The organism is Falsochrobactrum shanghaiense, from assembly GCF_003149535.1.
Taxonomy (GTDB): Bacteria; Pseudomonadota; Alphaproteobacteria; order Rhizobiales; family Rhizobiaceae; genus Brucella; species Brucella shanghaiense.
Genome location: NZ_QGDB01000001.1, coordinates 816,236 through 836,172, shown reverse-complemented (window position 1 = coordinate 836,172; position 19,937 = coordinate 816,236). Strand labels below are relative to the sequence as shown.

Below are 19,937 nucleotides of genomic sequence, written 5' to 3'. Positions count from 1 at the left end.
TGGTCGCTCTGGCGACGAGCACATCAGGCAACTGCACAACGAGCACACATCAAATCAAAAACGCAACTGTAATGCTAGAGCGGTTCCTGTTTAAACGGAATCGTTGGAACCGCACTATCTATTTGTTTTTTACGCATTATCCGGACGCAAAACCGTTTCACACTTTTGCTGGAAATGCTCTATTCGGTAAACTCCACCGAAACACCGGCTTTCACCAGCTTGGCGAGTTCCTCCGCATCCCAATTGGTCAGACGGACGCAACCATGGCTGGAGGTCTTGCCGATTCGCGAAGGTTCCGGCGTGCCGTGAATCCCGTAAGTCGGTTTTGACAGCGCGATCCAGACTGTTCCGACAGGGCCGTTCGGGCCGGGCGGAATGGTCAGCACCTTGTCATTATTGCCCTGCTTGAAATTGATTTTCGGATTATAGGTATAGTTCGGGTTGATCGCGATGCGCTGCACCTGAACATTTCCTGAAGGCGACGGGTTGTCGGACGATCCGATGGTCGAAGGATAGGCAACCACGAGATTGCCATTCTCGTCGTAACCACGCACCTGCTTGCGCGCTTTGTCCGCAATGATTCGCGCCACCTGCGTGCGCACCGGCTTGCCCAGATTGGGCACCTTGATGGTGGTTCCCGGATGGTTGAAGTTCACGCCGGGATTGATCTCCTTGAGATAAGGCTCATCGATATGGAATTTTTCGGCGAGCATCTCGGTCACAGATGTGTAGGCCATCGCCGGAAGCTGCGCCTTATGCGCATAATCATCCGGGATGGAGGCCACATATTGCCGACCCACATCTTCATTGGTGATCGTATATTCAGTGAATGCGGCACCGCCGGTTGCTTCCAGCTCCGCATTGATCGCCGCTTCATCGGATGGATCGAGGAATTTGCCGGTCATTTCACTATAAGCGGCAGCGGCCTTGTCGACATTGGAGCCGGAGCGCCCATCGATAACCCCCGGAGACGCGCCTGCCCGATCAAGCAGCACTTGGTAGGCTGCGATTTTCTGCTTGGCCCCCTGCCCTTTTGGCATTTCGATGGCGGGCGCCATGTCGCCTGCATCGGGAATTGCGCGCGGCTGGACCGATGGCTGGCCATAATCCGGCTCGCCATAACCGCGATCAATGCTGGCGGTTGGAGCACCCGAATCGGGATAGCCCGAACCCGGCGGCGGCAGTTCGGAACGCTGGACCTGCCCATCGCGATTATAATCATAACCCGGCGCTGCGGGCGCTTCGGGGTAATAATTAGGATCTTCCGGCACATCGCCAAACCCGTCATAAGGCGCGCCGCCATCGACGGGACCGTCGAGCGTCCAGTTTTCTTCCTGTGACCGGACATTCCGTCTCGACCATCCCGGGCGACGTGGTTCCTCGATATGCAATACGCGCCCGCGCCGGTCGACTGTCACCTGACGGCCATACTCATCGATATAGACCTGCACACCCCGATCGCCATCGCCAAAATCGAACAATTGCGCAAGCTGCACCGGCTGCGGAGCGGAACTCAATGAATGGTCGTCTTCCGCAAAGGCGCTGCCGCCGGAAGCGAGCGCCATGGCGGTGCCGAACAATGCGAAGCGAGACATGCGTATGGAATGCGCCATGAAGGAAACCCTGAATGATCCAATATTCATGGATGCGGAAATATGGTTAATATTTTACCTATAACAGCCCATGGCAGATGAACTGGACATGAAAATGGCCGTCTCTTCAACCATTTAAAATTACAGAAACGCCGCAATTGTTGATTGCGGCGTTCTGCGGGCAAGGTCGACCCGTCTTATGCCCGTGCTTTTTCCGATTCCGTGTCGCTGTCGTCCGCAACGTGGATCGGGCGGAAGTTGAGCCGATCCGAGCCGGTCAATATCTTGACGATGGAACCGTCGAGAATGTCGCCGAGCAGAATGCGCTCAGCGAGCGGGTCCTGAACCTCCTTCTGGATCACCCGCTTGAGCGGGCGAGCGCCATAGGCAGGATCATACCCCTTGTTCGCCAGCCATTCGCGCGCATCCGGCTCAAGCTGCAAGCTGATCTTGCGGTCGGCCAGCAGATTCTGGAGACGCTGGAGCTGGATGTCGACAATGGCACCCATATCGTCGCGGCGCAGGCGGTGGAACAGGATGATCTCATCGACACGGTTGAGGAATTCCGGGCGGAATGCCGAACGCACAACTCCCATCACCTCGTCGCGAACACTGTCCACATCGTCGTTCTCGCCCAGATTGACGAGATATTCTGCACCCAGATTCGACGTCATGATGATGATCGTATTGCGGAAATCGACCGTGCGGCCCTGACCGTCGGTCAGCCTTCCGTCATCGAGCACCTGCAACAGCACGTTGAACACATCGGGATGCGCCTTTTCGATCTCGTCGAAAAGAATCACCTGATAGGGCCTGCGACGCACGGCTTCGGTAAGCACACCGCCTTCCTCATAGCCGACATAGCCCGGAGGCGCGCCGATCAGCCGGCTCACGGAATGCTTTTCCATGAATTCCGACATATCGATTCGCACCATAGCCGTATCGTCCTGAAACATGAACGATGCCAGCGCCTTGGTCAGTTCCGTCTTGCCGACGCCCGTGGGGCCAAGGAAGATGAACGAGCCGATGGGCCGGTTGGGGTCCTGAAGACCCGCGCGCGCCCGGCGCACGGCCTTGGAGACAGCCTGAACCGCCTCGCCCTGCCCGATGACGCGCTTGCCGATTTCATCTTCCATGCGCAGGAGCTTTTCGCGTTCGCCTTCCAGCATCCGGTCGACCGGAATGCCGGTCCAGCGCGAAACGATCTGCGCGACATGGTCGGGCGTTACGGTTTCTTCAAGCAGCGAACCGCGATTTTCCTGGCTTTCCGCTTCGACAAGCTGCTTTTCAAGTTGCGGAATCTTGCCATAGGCCAGTTCGCCCGCCTTCTGGAACTCGCCATTGCGCTGCGCGATGGCAAGGGCATTGCGCGCTTCTTCGAGTTGCCCCTTGAGATCGGCGGCAAGGCCAAGCTTCTGCTTTTCCGCCTGCCATTTGGCCGTGAGTTCCGCTGATTCCTCTTCCAGATCGGTCAGTTCTTTTTCAAGGCGCTGCAAGCGATCACGCGAAGCTGTGTCCGTCTCGACCTTCAGCGCCTCGCGCTCGATCTTGAGCTGCATGACGCGGCGGTCGATTTCATCGAGTTCTTCCGGCTTGGAATCCACCTGCATGCGCAGGCGCGACGCAGCCTCATCGACCAGATCGATGGCCTTGTCCGGCAAAAAGCGGTCGGTGATATAACGATTCGATAAGCTCGCTGCCGCAACAAGCGCCGAATCCGAGACGCGCACCTTGTGATGCTGCTCGTATTTTTCCTTGAGTCCGCGTAAAATAGAGATCGTGTCTTCGATGGTCGGTTCATTGACGAATACCGGCTGGAACCGCCGCGCCAATGCCGCATCCTTTTCGACATATTTGCGATATTCCTCAAGCGTGGTCGCGCCCACGCAGTGCAACTCACCACGCGCAAGCGCCGGCTTGAGAAGATTAGACGCATCCATCGCGCCATCGGACTTGCCAGCGCCGACCAGCGTATGCATTTCATCGATGAAGAGAATGATCTGCCCCGCGGCCGTCTGCACTTCCGACAGCACGGCCTTGAGCCGCTCCTCGAATTCACCGCGATATTTCGCCCCCGCAATCAGCGCGCCCATGTCGAGCGCCATCAACTGCTTGTCCTTGAGTGATTCGGGCACATCGCCATTGACGATTCTGAGCGCCAGACCCTCTGCAATTGCCGTCTTGCCGACGCCGGGCTCACCGATCAGCACCGGATTGTTCTTGGTACGGCGCGAAAGAACCTGAATGGTGCGGCGGATTTCCTCGTCGCGGCCAATCACCGGATCGAGCTTGCCCGAGCGTGCATCCTCGGTCAGATCGCGCGCATATTTCTTCAAAGCATCATAATTGCTTTCAGCGGAAGCCGAATCGGCGGTACGACCCTTGCGCATATCATTGATAGCCTTGTTAAGTGCGGTGGGTGTCACCCCGGCACTGGAAAGAATTTCGGATGTTTTTGCGGATTTTTCGATTGCAAGCGCGCTCAGAAGCCGCTCGACGGTGACGAAACTGTCACCCGCCTTGCTGGCGAGTTCTTCCGCAAGCGTGAAGACCTTTGCCAATGGCTGCGCCAGATAAAGCTGGTCATTGCCGCCCGTTACCTTGGGCAGCTTTTCAAGCGCGCTCTGCAAGCCGGCCTGCACGTCCTTGACGCGTCCGCCCGCCCGCTCGATGAGCGATGCGGCCAGCCCCTCATCATCATCGACGAGGACTTTGAGCAGATGCTCTGGTGTAAATTGCTGATTGCTGGATGAAAGGGCGAAGGTCTGTGCCGATTGAATAAAGCCCCGAACCCGCTCCGTGTATTTTTCAATATTCATGATGTCTCCTTTTCCCTCCGACCCAATATGGCATCGGAAGATGTTTGGTGACGGAACCCCCGTTTGAGCATTCCCGGCAAAAGTATGAAACGGTTTTGCGTCGGATATGCGCCAAACAACATTTGCGGCAGGTTCCCTATCCGTCAAGGCATATGGGAAGGCATCCGGGCTTCGGCAAGGGCAACAAAAGGGCAGGTTTCCAAAAATAAAATGGCGCGGAAAACCGCGCCATTTCATAAATCCATTTTCGGTCCGGAACGATCAGGCTTCGGAAGCCACCGTTTCCGCCGCTGGCGTTTCGCTGGCTTCGCTTTCCTTGGTCACGCGGCGCGGACGACCGGGGCGACGCGTGCGGCGCACGGCTCCCTCTTCTTCTTCGCCATTCTCCACCGTCGCAGCCGCAGCTTTTTTGGGCGCAGCTTTTTTCGCAGCCGGGGCGGGTTCTTTCGCAGCCGCCACAGGCTCGGCTTCCTCGACGGGCGCTGCCGGTACGGATTCTGGTGCCGGAGCGGGTACAGGTGCCTGCGCTACAGGAGCGCTGTCGGCTTGCGCCGCAGCGGCTGGAGTTTCCACGGAAGGCTGCTCGGAGCCCTCTTCCGCATTGAAGCGTTCGCGTTGCGGGCGGCGGCCCCGGACAGGGCGACGCTGTTCGCGCCCCTCACGCTGCTGCGAACGGCCTTCGCTGTTTTCCTCGCCATAAATAACTTCTGCCGGAGTGCCTTCGATAACAGGCTGGGGTCCGGTGCCGCTGGCTGGCTGCGGGCTGGAAGCGGCAGGGCTGAAACCCGCCTCGTCTTCATCGGCCCCGTCATTATCGAATGTCTCTTCGCGCTGGAACGGGATATTGTTCTGCGCCATGGCAGCCATGATGATGCGATTATAATGTTCGGCGTGCTGAAGATAGTTTTCCGCCATGACACGGTCGCCGGAAGCCTGCGCGTCGCGTGCCAGAGTGGTATATTTTTCTGCAATATGCTGGGCGTTACCGCGGATTTTCACGTCCGGGCCATTGCTTTCATAATTGCGCGACAGAGGATTGGGGCCTTTGCGATTATTATTATTATTGTTGTTATTCCCCCGTCCGCGCATACGCCTGTTCTGCTGTGCTGGCCTCATAATCATCTCTTTTCAGATTAAAGGGTGTAGAAATCCGTAGCCAAAACAGCCACCGGCTTTGCATTATCGAACCATGGAGGAAGTACACCCTGAACTTCCTGCATATCGAATATTCCTGAATTCCCGTTGTTTCATTACGAACAACATGAACCTTGCGGGTTAGCGTTACGCACACGACTCTCTCCGAAAATCATAGTTTCCGGAAATAATTCTGAAAGTCTTGCGCTTCCGTACAAACCATCCCTTTGGAAGAAACCATCTCTCAAGGGAGCACGACTTGAATCGTCATGAAGGATTTCCGCCACCGCCCTCAAGCGGGCAAAACCATTCTGGCTGTCTCGGTGGCTGGAAACTAAACGGCTTCGCCGTAAATTCCAAGTGTTTTTTTGTTCGTCTGCAAGTGTTTTTTAAAGCGCTTGCGCAAAGGCAAAAATCATCGCCCTGCGGTGTCCGCCCAGATCGCTTGCAGCATCGACCAGAGAAAAACCGGCACTTTCAAAAAGTGCGAGAACATCGTCAAACTGGCCTGCGCCAATCTCAACGGCAATCATTCCATCCCTATATAGGTATTGTGCAGCCCCCTGTGCAAGAGCGCGATAAAAATCTAATCCATCGATACCGCCATCGAGCGCGGCGATCGGGTCGTGCTCGCGCACCTCACGCGCCAGTCCCTTTATTTCCTCCTGCGGAATATAGGGCGGGTTTGAGACAATCAGATGAAATCTTCCGCTGACATTGGCAAACCAGTCACTTTTGAGCGCGGCAAAGCGATTGCTGACAGCATTGGTTTCGGCATTGATTCGCGCCGTGGCCAGCGCATCTTCGGATATATCGAGCCCGACACCGCAAAGCTTCGCAAACCGGTGCAGCAGCGCGATGACGATCGCTCCCGTTCCCGTTCCCATATCGAGCATATCGGCGCAGCCATGACGGTCGATCAAAGCCTGAACATGCGGCGCGACAAGATCGACCAGCGCTTCGGTGTCAGGTCGAGGTTCGAGCGTTTGCGATGAAAGCCTGAACGGCAGGCCGTAAAACTCGCGCATGCCGATGATCCGGTGCACCGGCTCGCCACTCGCCCGCCGCTCCAGTGCCGCATGAAGCCTTGCCACCTGCTCTATATCCACGCGCTGTTCGGGAGAGGCGATCAGATCGAGCCGCGTCGTCCCCGTCACCCATTCCACGAGAAGGCGCGCATCAAGATCAGGCGTATCCAGACACGCTTCCCGCAGCCGCAAACGCGCAATCTGCATCAGGCGGTCGAGGCGCTCGGGCTGTTCGCTGCTCACGCCTATGCGCCCAGTTCGGTCAGAAGTGCGCTCTGATGATCGGAGATCAGCGCATCGATCAATTCGTCGAGTTCACCCTCCATCACCCGGTCGAGCTTGTAGAGCGTCAGGTTGATGCGATGGTCGGTAACGCGCCCTTGCGGAAAATTATAGGTACGGATGCGCTCCGAACGATCGCCCGATCCGACCTGGCTGCGCCGCGCTTCCGAGCGCTCGCTTTCAGCTTTCTGCCGTTCCATGTCGTAAAGGCGCGCACGCAAGATCTGCATGGCGCGCGCGCGGTTCTGATGCTGCGATTTTTCTGCCTGCACCACCATGAGACCCGTGGGAATATGGGTGATGCGCACCGCCGAATCGGTGGTATTGACGTGCTGCCCGCCCGCGCCCGATGCGCGCATCGTATCGATGCGAATATCCTCATTGCGGATTTCTATATCGATGTCTGCGGCCTCCGGCAGCACGGCGACGGTAGCTGCGGAAGTGTGAATGCGCCCGCCGCCTTCGGTTTCCGGCACCCGCTGCACGCGATGCACGCCCGATTCGAATTTGAGCTTCGAGAACACGCCCCGGCCCGAAACCGTGGCGATGATTTCCTTATAGCCGCCCGCATCGCCTTCGCTGGCCGATACCAGTTCGACGCGCCAGCCTTTTTCACTGGCATAACGCTCATACATGCGGAAAAGATCGCCCGCAAAAAGTGCGGCCTCAAGCCCGCCCGTGCCTGCGCGGATTTCAAGAATGGCATTCTTCTCGTCGGCGGCATCCTTGGGCAGCAGCAGGATCTGCACCTCCTGCTCCAGTTCCTCGATGCGGCCTTCCACCTGCGGCAGTTCCTCGTCGGCCAGCGCGCGCATCTCCGCATCCGTCGCCGCATCGTCGCGCATCGCCATCAGATCATGCGCTTCACTTCGCGCTTCGCTCAGTTCGCGGATTTTACCGACAACATCCTGAAGCTCGGAATATTCGGAAGCCAGCTTTACATAGGTTTCGGAATCCGGATTGTCGGCCATCTGGCTTTCAATCATGGAAAACCGCTTCAAAAGCTGGTCCATCCGGTCCTGCGGCAATGCGATCATCGTCATGTCCTAAAATCTTTTGGCAGCGCGCAGATACGCGCGACAAATGCCGCCTGTCCGCGGCACCCATTCTATCAGCAATATTCTTCGCTATAATGGAATATCGTTCTCTTCCGCAAACACCAGCAGCAATTCACGCAGCGAATGCGCCGTATTGGGCTTGTCGAGTTCCTCAAGCAGCAAGGCATTGAGCTTGCCTGCATCGAGCGCGCCCAGCATGGCTTTGACCGGGCCGATGGCCGCCGCCGACATGGAAATCGAGCGGAAACCCAGCCCCACCAGCGCCATTGCGGTAAGCGTGCGCCCGGCCATTTCGCCGCAAAGCGTGACCGGCTTGCCATGGCGACGACCGGCATCGACAATATGACGAAGCGTGCGCAGGAAGGCCGGTGACAGCTGGTCGAAACGATCGGTGATCAGCGAATTTCCCCGGTCCACCGCCATCAGGAACTGGAACAGGTCGTTGGAGCCGACCGAAACGAAATCCACAATCGACATTAACTCATCGAGCTGCCACAAAAGTGCAGGCACCTCGACCATTGCCCCCAGCTTGAGATTGAGCGGCAGGGCATGGGCAAAGCGCGACAGATGGCGGACTTCGCGCTCGATGATCTCGCGTGCCGCCTTCACTTCGCTCACTTCCGTGACCATGGGCAGCATGAGGCGCAATTCGCAACCGCCCGCCGCTTTCAAAAGCGCGCGCAACTGCGTGCGCAGCAGGCCGGGGCGGTCGAGCGTCAGGCGGATAGCGCGCCAGCCAAGCGCCGGATTTTCCTCATGTACGGTCGTGCGGAAATAAGGCAGCACCTTGTCGCCGCCAATATCGAGCGTGCGGAACGTCACCGGCTTGTTGCCCGCCGCCTCGATCACCGAGCGGTAAAGCCGCTCCTGCTGTTCGGCGCGCGGAAAAGTCGACGCCACCATGAACTGGAGTTCGGTGCGGAAAAGCCCGATACCCGCAGCCCCCGAAGCGGCAAGCTGCGGCAGGTCGACCAGAAGCCCCGCATTCATCAGCAGGGAAATATCCACGCCGTCCTGCGTGACGGAGGGCTGGTCGCGCAATTCGCGATAGAGCGCCTGCCGCCGCGCGCGAAAGCGCACCTTCTCGGCATAGGCCGTTTCCACATCGGTCTGCGGTCGCAGATGAACGATGCCCTCATCGCCATCGACAATGGCCGCATCGCTGTTTTCCGCCATGGAGACCGCACCCTTGGCCTGCCCGACGACGGGAATGCCCATGGCGCGCGCCACGATCACCACATGGCTGGTGGCGGCGCCGTCTTCCAGCACCACGCCGCGCAGCCGCTCGCGCGGATAGTCGAGCAGTTCCGCAGCCCCCATCGAGCGGGCGACGATGATTGCATCCTTGGCCAGAGATTCGGCGATGGTCTTGATGTCCCGCCCCATCAACTGGCGCAGCAGGCGGTTGGCGAGATCATCGAAATCCGACAGCCGCTCGCGCATATAGGGATCGGTCAGATGCATCATGCGCGCGCGGGTGTCGCTCTGCACTTTTTCGACTGCGGCTTCCGCCGTCAAACCATTATGAATAGCCTCTTCCAGACGCCGCACCCAGCCGCGATCATGCGCGAACATGCGATAGGCTTCCAGCACCTCGCGATGCTCGCCCTCGATCGCCACATCGCGGCGCGAAAGCATGTCGTCGATGGAAATGCGCAGCGAACCCAGCGCCTCGTCCAGCCGGTTGAGTTCGGCCTGGCTGTCTTCGTTGAAGAGATTGGTGACGACGATGCGCGGTTCATGCAGCACCACATGCCCCAGCCCGATACCGTCATTCAGCGCCATGCCGCTCACGCTCATGGGTCGTCCCAGATCCAGCTCGATTCCCGGACGCGCAAGCCGCAGTCCGTCGCCTGTCGCGATAATCTCGGCCAGAACCATTGCCGTGGTTTCAAGCGCTTCGACTTCATCCTCGCGATAAGCACGTTTGGTCCTGTTCTGAACGACAAGAACGCCCAAAGTGCGGCCGGCGCGAAGCACCGGAACGCCGAGAAACGAATTATAGGCTTCTTCGCCCGTTTCCGGCAGATAGGCGAAGGCCGGATGCCCTTGCGCATCCGTCAGGTTGAGAGGGCGCGCGCTTGCGGCAATCGTGCCGACCAGACCTTGTCCGAGGCGCAATTGCGCCAGATGGACCGACTGCGGGTTGAGACCTTCGGTGGCATAGAGTTCGAGCACGCCATCGGCGCGCAATATATAGAAGGAGCAGACTTCCGCGACCATGTTCTGCGCGATTTCACGGACGATCCGGTCAAGGCGTTCCTGCGGCTCCAGCGGCTCCGCCATCAATTCGCGCAACCGCTTCAGCAGCACGCGGGGACCGGTTGTCAGATCGCGCATGATCGTCAGGGGCTCCTCAAGGTTGGGCATGGCTTGTCGCAAAGCCGATTCCCATTACCCGCTTGCGAAGCGTTACGCCAAATCCTTTGTGAGCATTTTTGACACGAAGGTCTAGCGAATTCGTCATAAAAATCGACAAGCTCGAAAAACCTGCCCGCCGCACGCCCTTTTCCGCGTGCGGCCAATATTTTTCAAGAGATGCTTATTTATCCAGATCGTAGACGCCGTGCAGCGTGCGCACGGCAAGTTCCGCATAGGGGCCGTCGATCAGGATGGAAATCTTGATTTCCGATGTGGTGATGGCGCGGATATTGATGCCCTTTTCGGCCAGCGCCTTGAACGCCGTCGCCGCCACGCCCGCATGCGAGCGCATGCCGATGCCGATCACCGAGATCTTGGCCAGACCCGATTCGGACTGGATCGTATCGAAGCCGACTTCCGCCTTGGCCCGTTCCAGCGCCCGGACGGCCTTGTCCAGATCCCCTGATGGCACGGTAAAGGTCATGTCGGTCTTGGAGCCGTCCTCGGATATGTTCTGAACGATCATGTCGACATTGATATATTCTTCCGCCAGCGGCCCGAAAATGGCGGCAGAAACACCGGGGCGGTCATTGACACGCCGGAGCGAAATCTGCGCCTCATCCTTCGCATAGGCGATTCCTGTGACGACCTGCTGTTCCACGATTTCTTCCTCGTCGCAAATAAGTGTTCCGGGCGGGTTGATCGGATCGTCCATGCCCGGCGCATTGGGGTCCGTAAAGCTGGAACGCACGAAGGTGCGAACCTTGTGTACCATGGCAAGCTCGACCGAACGCACCTGCAAGACCTTGGCGCCCAGCGAAGCCATTTCCAGCATTTCTTCAAAAGTAATGCGCGAAAGGCGCTTGGCCTTGGGTTCGATGCGCGGATCGGTGGTATAAACGCCATCCACATCGGTATAAATGTCGCAGCGGTCGGCCTTCACGCCGGCGGCAATGGCGACAGCCGATGTATCCGAGCCGCCGCGGCCCAATGTTGCCACGCGATTATCCGGGCCCACGCCCTGAAAACCGGCGACGACTGCGACCTGCCCCATTTCCATGCGGCGGATGATTTCGGCGCCGTCGATTTCCTGAATGCGCGCAGCGCCATGCGAATTGTCGGTCTTGATCGGAATTTGCCAACCCTGCCACGACCGCGCATCGACGCCGATCGATTGCAGCGCGATTGCCAGCAATCCGCTCGTCACCAGTTCACCCGAGGCAACGATCGCATCATATTCGCGCGCATCATAGATCGGCGAGCTTGCGCCGCATACTTTGGGCATGTTCTGCACCCAGCCGACCAGCTCATTGGTCTTTCCGGCCATGGCCGAGACAACGACCGCCACCTGATTGCCGGAATCGACCTCGCGTTTGACGTGGCGCGCCACATTATAGATGCGTTCCAGATCGGCCACCGAAGTGCCGCCGAATTTCATCACGATGCGCGCCATTTAAGGATACGTCCCGTCTTTTGATAAATTTCATTCCTGCCCGTTCAAACATTACTTTATTGCGACGGACAAACCCGGGGGTCACATAACGAAATTGCCTGCATTTCGCAAGACTGTGATTCGCCCCCGCCCTCAGCAGATCGCAAATCAGGAAAATGATTTGCTCCTTGACAATCACACGCTACCTTGAGAGCAGGACTGCATGCCGCCGCCCGCAGGAGAATGACATGACCGACGCCGCCCGCACCACCATCGACGCTTCCGAGATCGAGCATTTCTCGCGCATCGCCGCGCAATGGTGGGACCCGCAGGGCAAATTCCGTCCGCTGCACAAGTTCAATCCCACGCGCCTTGCCTATATCAAGGAAAAACTCTGCGCCCAATTCGCACGAGACCCCAACAGCCCCCGCCCTTTCGAGGGGCTGCGCCTGCTCGATATAGGCTGCGGCGGCGGGCTTCTTTGCGAACCCATGGCGCGGCTTGGCGCAACGGTGATCGGCGCGGATGCTTCCGAAACCAATATCGAAGTGGCGAAAATCCACGCCGCACAAAGCAGGCTCGACATTGATTATCGCGCCACCACGGCGGAAGCGCTGGCGCAAGCGGGCGAAAAATTCGACGTGGTTCTCAATATGGAAGTTGTCGAACACGTCTCCGACGTTGATCTCTTCATGTCGGCGACCAGCGAAATGGTGAAGCCCGGCGGGCTGATGTTCGTCGCCACCATCAATCGCACGCCCAAAGCCTATGCGCTGGCCATTCTTGGTGCGGAATATGTGCTGCGCTGGCTCCCGCGCGGAACCCATCAATATGAAAAGCTGGTGCGCCCGCAGGAACTCGAAACCGCTCTTTCCAAAGCAGGCCTGCGCCTTATCGACAAGGTCGGCGTGAGCTACAATCCGCTGGCCGATAGCTGGAACCGTTCGCGCGATATGGATGTGAACTATATGGTGCTGGCGGAACGCCCGGAATAATCAGCGTTTCTTCAACGTTTTTGCGCACGGGTGGTCATGGTCACACCGATGGCGATGACTGCTGCTCCCATCCATGTGAGCGGCGGATAGTGCTCACCCAGAAACAGCGTGCCTGAAATCAGACCCAGCGCTGCCGCGACATAGCCGATCTGGCTCAGATAGACCGGCCCGCCCACCGCCTGCAAGCGGAAGAACAGCGCAAACATGCCCGCCGACGCGATAGCCTGCGCCAGCGTAGCTCCGGGAACCAGCGCAAATGTCTGAACCGGGAAATCTCCGGTGAACAGGAAAATTCCGCCCAAAAGCATTAGCGCCGCGGCCAGATGGCTTCCTGCCGCAAGCTCGGTCGGCCCGGCATTTTTGGGCCAGTCGAGCGTCCGGTAGACATTGCCGATCGCCAGCAGCACGGGGATGAGCAGTGCTGCCGCGACCCAGAGCGGATCGGCAGGCTTGCCGACCTCGCCCCGCGTCAGCGCCACCATCACCGCGCCAACAAAACCGACCGCAATCCCCGCAATGCCAAGCGCATTGGGGCGGCGCAGGCCGAAGCTCATCGAAATCAGCAAAGTGATCACCGGCGAGAGCGTGTACATGATGCCGGTAAAACCCGCTCCAAGGCGCGGAATGGCCGAAAGAATCAGCAGATTGGGCAAGGCATAGGAAATAATGGCGGTGCAGACATAATAGCGCAGCCTGCCGCCGGAAAAGCCGATGCTCCTTTTTTGCAGCAGCAAAGCCGCAAGCAAAATGGTTCCCGCACTTGCCGAAACCAGAAATGTCCACATGGCAGGCGGAACGCCCGCTTCGGCGGCAATCTTGCCCAAGGGCAGGATAAGGCCAAGAAGCGTACCAGTCGCAAGCAGCAGGAACAGCGCGGAATTCAAGAGGCTCATCCGCTCCGCCTCCCGCACTGGCTGAACATCAGTTCTGGTCTTCGGGGAAGATTGGAAGCGGCATAACTTCGACGCCATCCTCAAGCAGCGAACTCACATCCTCACGCGAGGCTTCGCCATAGATGCCGCGCGCCTCGGTTTCTCCGAAATGAATCTTGCGCGCTTCCTCAGCGAATTTATCTCCGACATAATCGGCGTTTTCACGCACCTTGCGGCTGAGTTCGCGCATTTCGTCCAGCGCCTGCTTTTGCGCATCGCCCAGCGCCAGCGTCATTTTCTCCTTGGTCCGGCTGGTGGAAACCGCAGGCGCCATCAAGGATTTTCCCACATGCGGCGAGTTGCAGACGGGGCAGGAAACGAGCTGCATTTCCGCCTGCCGGTCGAAGTCGGCATTGTCGCGAAACCAGCCCTCGAATTCATGGCCGTGATCGCAATGAAGCGAAAAGCGGATCATGGATTATGCGTCCTCTTTCTTTTCTGCGGCAGCGATCCTGACCGAAAACTCCCGCGCATTTTTCAGGTTCGGCACCTTGGCGCGCGCAGCAGCGCTTTCGCTCACGTCAATATCTGCGACGATCACGCCCGGCTCATCATGGTCGGCTTCCGCCAGAACCTTGCCCCACGGCGAAACGATGATTGAATGGCCATAGGTCTCACGGCCATCTTCATGCACGCCGCCTTGTGCTGCCGAAATCAGGAATGCACCATTCTCGATGGCGCGCGCACGCTGCAACACATGCCAGTGCGCCTCACCGGTCTGCCGTGTGAAGGCAGCCGGAGCCGTAATCACATTGGCGCCATTGAGCGCCTGCGCTCGGAAAAGCTGCGGAAAACGAATATCGTAACAGACGGCCATGCCCAGCCGGGCGAAAGGCAGATCGGCGATCACCGTTTCCCTGCCCGGTTCATAGGTCGCCGATTCGCGCCAGCTTTCGCCATTGTCGAGATCGACATCGAACATATGCACCTTGTCATAGGTCGCGATCTTCTCGCCCGAAGGCGCAAAAATCGCGGCGCGATTGGCGATCTTGCCGTCACCCGCAGCAATGGCCGTCGAGCCGATATGCACAAAAATGCCATGCTTTTTGGCAAGCGCCGATGCCGCCTTGAACACCGGATCATTGGCCTCGTCGCGCAGGCTCGCAAACAGCGCTTGCCGGTCGCGCACCAGCGCGCCGGTCATTTCCGGCGTCTGCACATATTGTGCGCCTTTGCCTGCCGCCTCGGCGACCAGTTTTTCCAGATCAGCAACATTGCGGGCAATATCGGTCCCCGAACGCATCTGGATTGCTGCTGCGCGAAAACTGCTCATCGTGCTGATCCTATTTCAATTCGCCGGTTGCAAGCAGGCCGTCGAGCTTGTCCTGAGCGTCGAGCGCGAAAAGATCGTCGCAACCGCCGACATGGACGGAACCGACAAAAATCTGCGGAAATGTGTTGCGGCCCGAACGCTCTCGCATTTCGGCGCGCAGTTGCGGCGAATCGCTCGCAACGATTTCATTAAATTGCGCGCCCTTGGCTGTGAGAAGCTCCTTGGCACGGATGCAATAGGGGCAGCCGGGACGCGTATAGATGGTAATATCGACCATGAAAAACTCCATTCGTTACTCCCTATATAGGCAGCAACGGCCTGATCTGGAAGCCCTTTCGATTTTCACGTTTCCGGCAGGACACGGCTGAAGGTGAGCACGTCCACACTCGCCGCCCCGCCGCGCGAAAGCGCGCGTGTGGCAGCTTTGACCGTAGCTCCGGTCGTATAAACATCATCCACCAGCAAAACCCGCCGCCCGCGCACGAGAATTTCACTTTCCTTGGGAACACGAAAAGCGCCATCGACATTGCGCCTGCGCTCCTTGAGGCCAAGGCCGATCTGCTGTTGCGTCCGGCGCACGCGTTTCAACGCTTCCGGCGCAAAAGGCTTTTCATTCAGGCGCGCCAGCGCGCGCGCCAGTTCCGCCGATTGATTGAAGCGCCGCTGCCACATCCGCCAGCGATGCAGCGGCACCGGCACCACCACATCGCAATCATCGAGCAGTTCACGCCCTGCGCGCTGCATCCAGCGCGCCATCCATGGCGCAAGATCAGTGCGATCATGAAACTTGAGCGAGACCGCCATGCGTTGCGCAGCCCCGTCATGTTGCACCGCCGAGCGCAACCGGCGAAATGGCGGCGGGTCGGCAATGGCTTCCGCACTCATGAAGTTCTCGCCAAAATCATGATTGAACGGAATACCAAGCACCGGGCAATAGGGCTTTTCGATAAAACGCAATTGCGACCAGCATTGCGGGCAGAGCGTTCCCGGCTGGGAAACCTGCATCCGGCACCCCGCACAACTGGCTGGAAACAGCAAATTCGTGCCATGGCGCAAGGCATCACGCATGATGCCCAGCCCTTTTGTGCGCAATATATGCAGCAAGCCGTGATGCGGCCTGTCGTCATCCACCATTGCATTCGCCCCCGTTCGAATGCATTTAACACTGACCCAGTTTACAGGCACATGCCCGAAAGAGAAGACAGAATTCCATGGCCGCTCCCACTCCCGAAAGCGCGATTTTCGACCGCGAACTCCTGCTCGCATTTCGCCGCCGTGCCTTTGCGCGCGCCGATCCGGGGGCGGACTTCCTGCTGGGCCGTACCACCGAAGATCTCGAAGACCGGCTGGATGCGGTCGAGCGCCATTTTGCGGTTGCCATCGATCTCGCCGGACATAACGGGCTTGCTGCCGCAGCTATCGCCCGTTCCGGCAAGGCCGATCTGATCCTGCGCATCGAACAGGATGCAAGTTTTTTGAAAGGCCCCTTTGCGGCAATCGTCGGCGATGAGGAGTTCCTGCCGCTCAAACAAGCAAGCGCCGACCTGATCGTCTCGCTCATGTCGCTGCATGCGACCAACGATACGCCGGGCGCGATGATCCAGATTGCGCGCGCGCTCAAGCCGGACGGCCTGTTTCTGGCAGCCCTGAGCGGCAGCGGAACCCTTGGCGAATTGCGCGAAAGCCTGTTGCAGGCCGAAATCGAGCTGACCGGCGGTGCATCACCGCGCGTCTTTCCCTTCCCCGATGTGCGCGATGTGGGCGGACTTTTGCAGCGGGCCGGTTTCGCGCTTCCCGTAACCGATGTCGAAAACGTGACCGTACGCTATGATTCGCTCTTCAACCTGATGGCCGACCTGCGCGCCATGGGCATGCAGAACGTGCTGCGCGACCGCTCGCGCAAACCCGTTTCCAGACGGCTGTTCCTGCGCGCAGCCGAAATCTATGCCGAGCGTTTCAGCGACCCCGACGGACGCATCCGCGCCACTTTCTCGACCATCTGGCTTTCGGGCTGGGCCCCGCATGAATCGCAGCAAAAGCCGCTCAAACCCGGTTCCGCCAAATCATCGCTGGCCGAGGCCCTGAAGAAAACGGAAGAAAACTAATCAGCAATCGCCGCTATGGCGTCCATCCGCCTCGATGATGCAGTGAGAGCCGGAGACGCCCTTGCTGGTAACAGCAGGCGGTGTCCGTTTGATCGATCCGGTCATGGTGCGGTCGATACCGTTGGGCAGCACCGACTGCGATGCGACCTTGTTTGCCTGATCATTGAGAACCGGGACGATAATCAACGCCAGAGCGATCGCTGCCGAACCAAACAAAAGCACGACGCGCAAGATGCCGCGCCCGGCTTTTGAAAATGGACCCGGCGTATTTTCCTTGTGATCTGTTTTGAAAAAATTATCGTCGAAACTCATGGGACAAACTCCGGGGCACTCATTCGGGAGAATGCCGCAGCGGAGTGAATCATCGATTAACGAGAATCGGAATCCGTAACGCTTTGTCAGCTATTTTGAACTTTTCCACCGCTCATAAAAGATCGACCAGAAAGGGGATCAGCGGCTCATCGGCGGGCGGCATTGGATAATCGCGCATATCTCTGGGCCGGACCCATTTGATCGCCTGCCCCTCAAGCCCGCGCGCAATGCCTTCAAAGCGACGGCAGACATAAAGCGGCATCAGCAGATGAAAACTCTCATAGGTGTGGCTGGCAAATGTCAGCGGAGCAAGACAGGCCGCTTTGGTCGTAATGCCGATTTCTTCCTGCAATTCGCGAATGAGCGTTTCTTCCGGCGTTTCGCCCGGCTCCACCTTGCCGCCGGGAAATTCCCAAAGCCCGGCAAGCTGCTTGCCTTCGGGGCGCTGCGCCAGAAGCACGCGCCCATCCGCATCGACCAGCGCACAGGCCGCCACCAGCAGGATGGGATGGGATTTCGTCTCGCTCATATTTTGTTGCTTTCCCGATAGGCATATCGATAGGCTTCCTGAAACCCGAAAGCTTCATAAAGCGCGATCCCGGCGGCATTCTCGGCATCGATCTGAAGCCACGCGGTTTTCGCTCCCTCGCCTTTGGCCCATTTGAGCACCGAAGCGATCAGCGCCTGACCATGGCCCCTGCGGCGCGCGGAAGACAGCGTACCCACATCGAACAGCCCCGCCATCGGGCCGTCGCATACGCAAAGCGCATTGGCGACCGCCTCGCCATCGCTGCACCGAACGAACATTCCCTTGACCGGCCTTATGCGCCCCAGAAGCTCAAGGAAGCTGGAGCGCTGCTGTAATGCGCGTTCATGAATGGCAAAAGATGCATCGGCAAACAGTTCCATATCGTCAAGCGGGGTCAGGTCGCCTGCCCCCGCCAGATCGAGCTTTTGCAGATCGCAGGTCATGACGATGGATTCTTCAAAACGCTTCCAGCCCAGCCTTTCCAGATGCTGGTCAAGTTCCACCGGCGCAAGCGGCGTGAGGCGAAAACAGGGCCGCACATCCAGCCCGCGCATATGCTGCGCCAGCCGTTCGACACGCGCCGCAATATCGCGCGTATCGCCCGGATCGAGCGGATTGACCGAATTGAGCCGCTTGGAAGCCTGCCCCGGCGTCAGTCGCACCGTCCATGCGCCGTCATACTTGACCGAAGCTGCCGGCCATGCGCGAAACCCTGCTGCTTCAAGCCTGCGGACGATGGCGAGATCGGGAGTAAGGCCGGGCATGGTCATCAGCTGCGATAGTCGCCATTGATGGCGACATATTCCTTGGTCAGATCGCAGGTCCAGACCGTGGCCTTGCCACTCCCCAGTCCCAGATCGACACGAATAAGAATATCCTCGCCCTTCATGTAAGCGGACGTTGCTTCTTCCGAATAGGCCGGATCACGCTCGCCCTGATGAGCCACGCGAATATCGCCGAACCAGATCGCCAGCAGATCGCGATCAGCCGGTTCGCCTGCCTTGCCGACGGCCATGACGACGCGGCCCCAATTGGCGTCCTCACCGGCCACCGCCGTCTTGACCAGCGGCGAATTGGCGATGGAAAGCGCAATTTTCTTTGCCGAAGCAGCAGACTTCGCACCGCTCACTTCGATCTCGACCATCTTGCGCGCGCCTTCGCCATCGCGCACCACCTGAAGCGCCAGCGCCTTGAGCACGCGGTCCAGCGCCTTTTTGAACTCGCCAAGGCGCTCATCGGCAATATCGGTGATTTCCGGCGCGCCGCGCCCGGCGGCGAGCCCGGTTGCAAACAGCATCAGCGTGTCGGAAGTCGATGTATCGCTATCCACCGTCACCGCATTGAAGGTCGTCTCGACACCCTCGCCGAGCAGGCCCTGCAACACATCGGATCTGATGGGTGCATCCGTCACCACGAAGGACAGCATCGTCGCCATATCGGGCGCGATCATCCCCGCACCCTTGGCAATGCCGTTGATCGTCACCGGCACCTGTCCGAGCAGCACCGTTTCGGTCGCCACTTTCGGATAGGTATCGGTCGTCATGATGGCCTTGGCGGCTTCCGCCCAGAAATCCTCATGCGCCTCCTGCGCCATTCCCCCCAGAAGATGGGAGAACTTGCCCGCATCAAGCGGCTCGCCGATCACGCCGGTCGAGGCAAGAAAAATATCACTCGTCTTGCAGCCGACAGCCCTGGCTGCCGCCTCTGCGGTTGCCTGCGTGGCCTCGCGCCCCTTTTTCCCGGTAAAGGCATTGGCATTGCCTGAATTGACCACCACGGCGCGCGCCTTGCCATGGACCAGATTCTGGCGGCAGAAATCCACCGGCGCTGAGGGGCAGAGCGAACGGGTGAAGACGCCCGCCACTTCCGCAGGCTGGTCGAACACCATCAGCATCACATCGGTTCGGCCCTTATATTTGATCCCGGCCGCGGCAGTCGCGATACGCACGCCATCGATAGCGGGCATGGGAGGATAATATTTTGGAGCAAGCGGAGATACGGACGCGGACATGTTTGCCTCTGAAAAGCGATGGACGGTTTCAACCGCATTGGAAAGATTTGCGGTTTAAAATCAAGCGGGAAACG

At 58.8% G+C, this 19,937-nt stretch carries 18 protein-coding genes; 2 read left to right on the top strand and 16 right to left on the bottom strand.

The genetic code is table 11. From position 1 onward, the window contains the following. Positions 1–179 precede the first annotated feature (179 nt). From DKP76_RS03990 to DKP76_RS03960, 7 genes are all read right to left on the bottom strand, one after another. On the bottom strand, positions 180–1,613 hold the full coding sequence (locus tag DKP76_RS03990; RefSeq protein WP_109705090.1) for a L,D-transpeptidase: 1,434 nt from the start codon (positions 1,611–1,613) through the stop codon (positions 180–182). A 176-nt stretch (positions 1,614–1,789) separates the two neighbouring features. Further along, positions 1,790–4,411, bottom strand: coding sequence for an ATP-dependent chaperone ClpB (clpB, locus tag DKP76_RS03985; protein ID WP_109705089.1), 2,622 nt, complete (start codon positions 4,409–4,411; stop codon positions 1,790–1,792). 261 nt (positions 4,412–4,672) lie between these two features. After that, positions 4,673–5,527: a DUF4167 domain-containing protein gene (locus DKP76_RS03980; protein WP_109705088.1), complete on the bottom strand. Its 855-nt coding sequence runs from the start codon at positions 5,525–5,527 to the stop codon at positions 4,673–4,675. 407 nt (positions 5,528–5,934) lie between these two features. Next, positions 5,935–6,816 carry a peptide chain release factor N(5)-glutamine methyltransferase gene (prmC, locus tag DKP76_RS03975; protein ID WP_199224736.1) on the bottom strand — a complete coding sequence of 294 codons (882 nt, stop codon included), beginning with the start codon at positions 6,814–6,816 and terminating at the stop codon, positions 5,935–5,937. 2 nt (positions 6,817–6,818) lie between these two features. Next, on the bottom strand, positions 6,819–7,892 hold the full coding sequence (gene prfA / locus DKP76_RS03970; protein ID WP_109705087.1) for a peptide chain release factor 1: 1,074 nt from the start codon (positions 7,890–7,892) through the stop codon (positions 6,819–6,821). Positions 7,893–7,982: 90 nt separating this feature from the next. Then, positions 7,983–10,253 carry a phosphoenolpyruvate--protein phosphotransferase gene (ptsP, locus tag DKP76_RS03965; RefSeq protein WP_109705173.1) on the bottom strand — a complete coding sequence of 757 codons (2,271 nt, stop codon included), beginning with the start codon at positions 10,251–10,253 and terminating at the stop codon, positions 7,983–7,985. Positions 10,254–10,455: 202 nt separating this feature from the next. Then, a complete protein-coding gene (locus DKP76_RS03960; RefSeq protein WP_109705086.1) occupies positions 10,456–11,727 on the bottom strand; it encodes an aspartate kinase in 1,272 nt (423 codons plus the stop codon). 227 nt (positions 11,728–11,954) lie between these two features. Here DKP76_RS03960 and ubiG point away from each other — a divergent pair, with 227 nt between their 5' ends. Continuing rightward, positions 11,955–12,701 (top strand): bifunctional 2-polyprenyl-6-hydroxyphenol methylase/3-demethylubiquinol 3-O-methyltransferase UbiG, encoded by a 747-nt coding sequence (gene ubiG / locus DKP76_RS03955; RefSeq protein ID WP_109705085.1) that lies wholly within the window; start codon positions 11,955–11,957, stop codon positions 12,699–12,701. Between the two features lie 11 nt (positions 12,702–12,712). Here the strand turns inward: ubiG and DKP76_RS03950 are convergent, their stop codons facing one another. The 5 genes from DKP76_RS03950 to DKP76_RS03930 all read right to left on the bottom strand — a co-directional run bounded on the left by DKP76_RS03950 (position 12,713) and on the right by DKP76_RS03930 (position 16,040). Next, positions 12,713–13,594 carry a DMT family transporter gene (locus DKP76_RS03950; protein ID WP_109705084.1) on the bottom strand — a complete coding sequence of 294 codons (882 nt, stop codon included), beginning with the start codon at positions 13,592–13,594 and terminating at the stop codon, positions 12,713–12,715. Between the two features lie 28 nt (positions 13,595–13,622). Then, entirely contained in the window at positions 13,623–14,048 is a 426-nt protein-coding gene (locus DKP76_RS03945; RefSeq protein ID WP_109705083.1) for a DUF1178 family protein, read from the bottom strand. Positions 14,049–14,051: 3 nt separating this feature from the next. Then, a complete protein-coding gene (locus DKP76_RS03940; RefSeq protein WP_109705082.1) occupies positions 14,052–14,906 on the bottom strand; it encodes a carbon-nitrogen hydrolase family protein in 855 nt (284 codons plus the stop codon). Positions 14,907–14,916: 10 nt separating this feature from the next. Further along, positions 14,917–15,183 (bottom strand): glutaredoxin 3, encoded by a 267-nt coding sequence (gene grxC, locus DKP76_RS03935; protein ID WP_109705172.1) that lies wholly within the window; start codon positions 15,181–15,183, stop codon positions 14,917–14,919. A 65-nt stretch (positions 15,184–15,248) separates the two neighbouring features. After that, positions 15,249–16,040 (bottom strand): ComF family protein, encoded by a 792-nt coding sequence (locus DKP76_RS03930; protein ID WP_109705081.1) that lies wholly within the window; start codon positions 16,038–16,040, stop codon positions 15,249–15,251. 77 nt (positions 16,041–16,117) lie between these two features. Here DKP76_RS03930 and DKP76_RS03925 point away from each other — a divergent pair, with 77 nt between their 5' ends. Continuing rightward, positions 16,118–17,011 carry a methyltransferase domain-containing protein gene (locus DKP76_RS03925; RefSeq protein ID WP_109705080.1) on the top strand — a complete coding sequence of 298 codons (894 nt, stop codon included), beginning with the start codon at positions 16,118–16,120 and terminating at the stop codon, positions 17,009–17,011. On the opposite strand, the gene DKP76_RS03920 is transcribed toward DKP76_RS03925, so the two are convergent. From DKP76_RS03920 to argJ, 4 genes are all read right to left on the bottom strand, one after another. Continuing rightward, the gene (locus DKP76_RS03920; RefSeq protein WP_109705079.1) at positions 17,012–17,323 is read right to left on the bottom strand and encodes a hypothetical protein; all 312 of its coding nucleotides are present in this window, start codon (positions 17,321–17,323) and stop codon (positions 17,012–17,014) included. It lies immediately after the preceding gene. Between the two features lie 112 nt (positions 17,324–17,435). Next, positions 17,436–17,852 (bottom strand): 8-oxo-dGTP diphosphatase MutT, encoded by a 417-nt coding sequence (gene mutT / locus DKP76_RS03915; RefSeq protein WP_109705078.1) that lies wholly within the window; start codon positions 17,850–17,852, stop codon positions 17,436–17,438. Continuing rightward, complete coding sequence (locus DKP76_RS03910; RefSeq protein ID WP_109705171.1) at positions 17,849–18,616, bottom strand: GNAT family N-acetyltransferase; 768 nt, start codon at positions 18,614–18,616, stop codon at positions 17,849–17,851. Before DKP76_RS03910 ends, mutT begins: the two co-directional genes overlap by 4 nt. Positions 18,617–18,621: 5 nt before the next feature. After that, positions 18,622–19,863 carry a bifunctional glutamate N-acetyltransferase/amino-acid acetyltransferase ArgJ gene (argJ, locus tag DKP76_RS03905; protein ID WP_109705077.1) on the bottom strand — a complete coding sequence of 414 codons (1,242 nt, stop codon included), beginning with the start codon at positions 19,861–19,863 and terminating at the stop codon, positions 18,622–18,624. Positions 19,864–19,937: the final 74 nt, after the last annotated feature.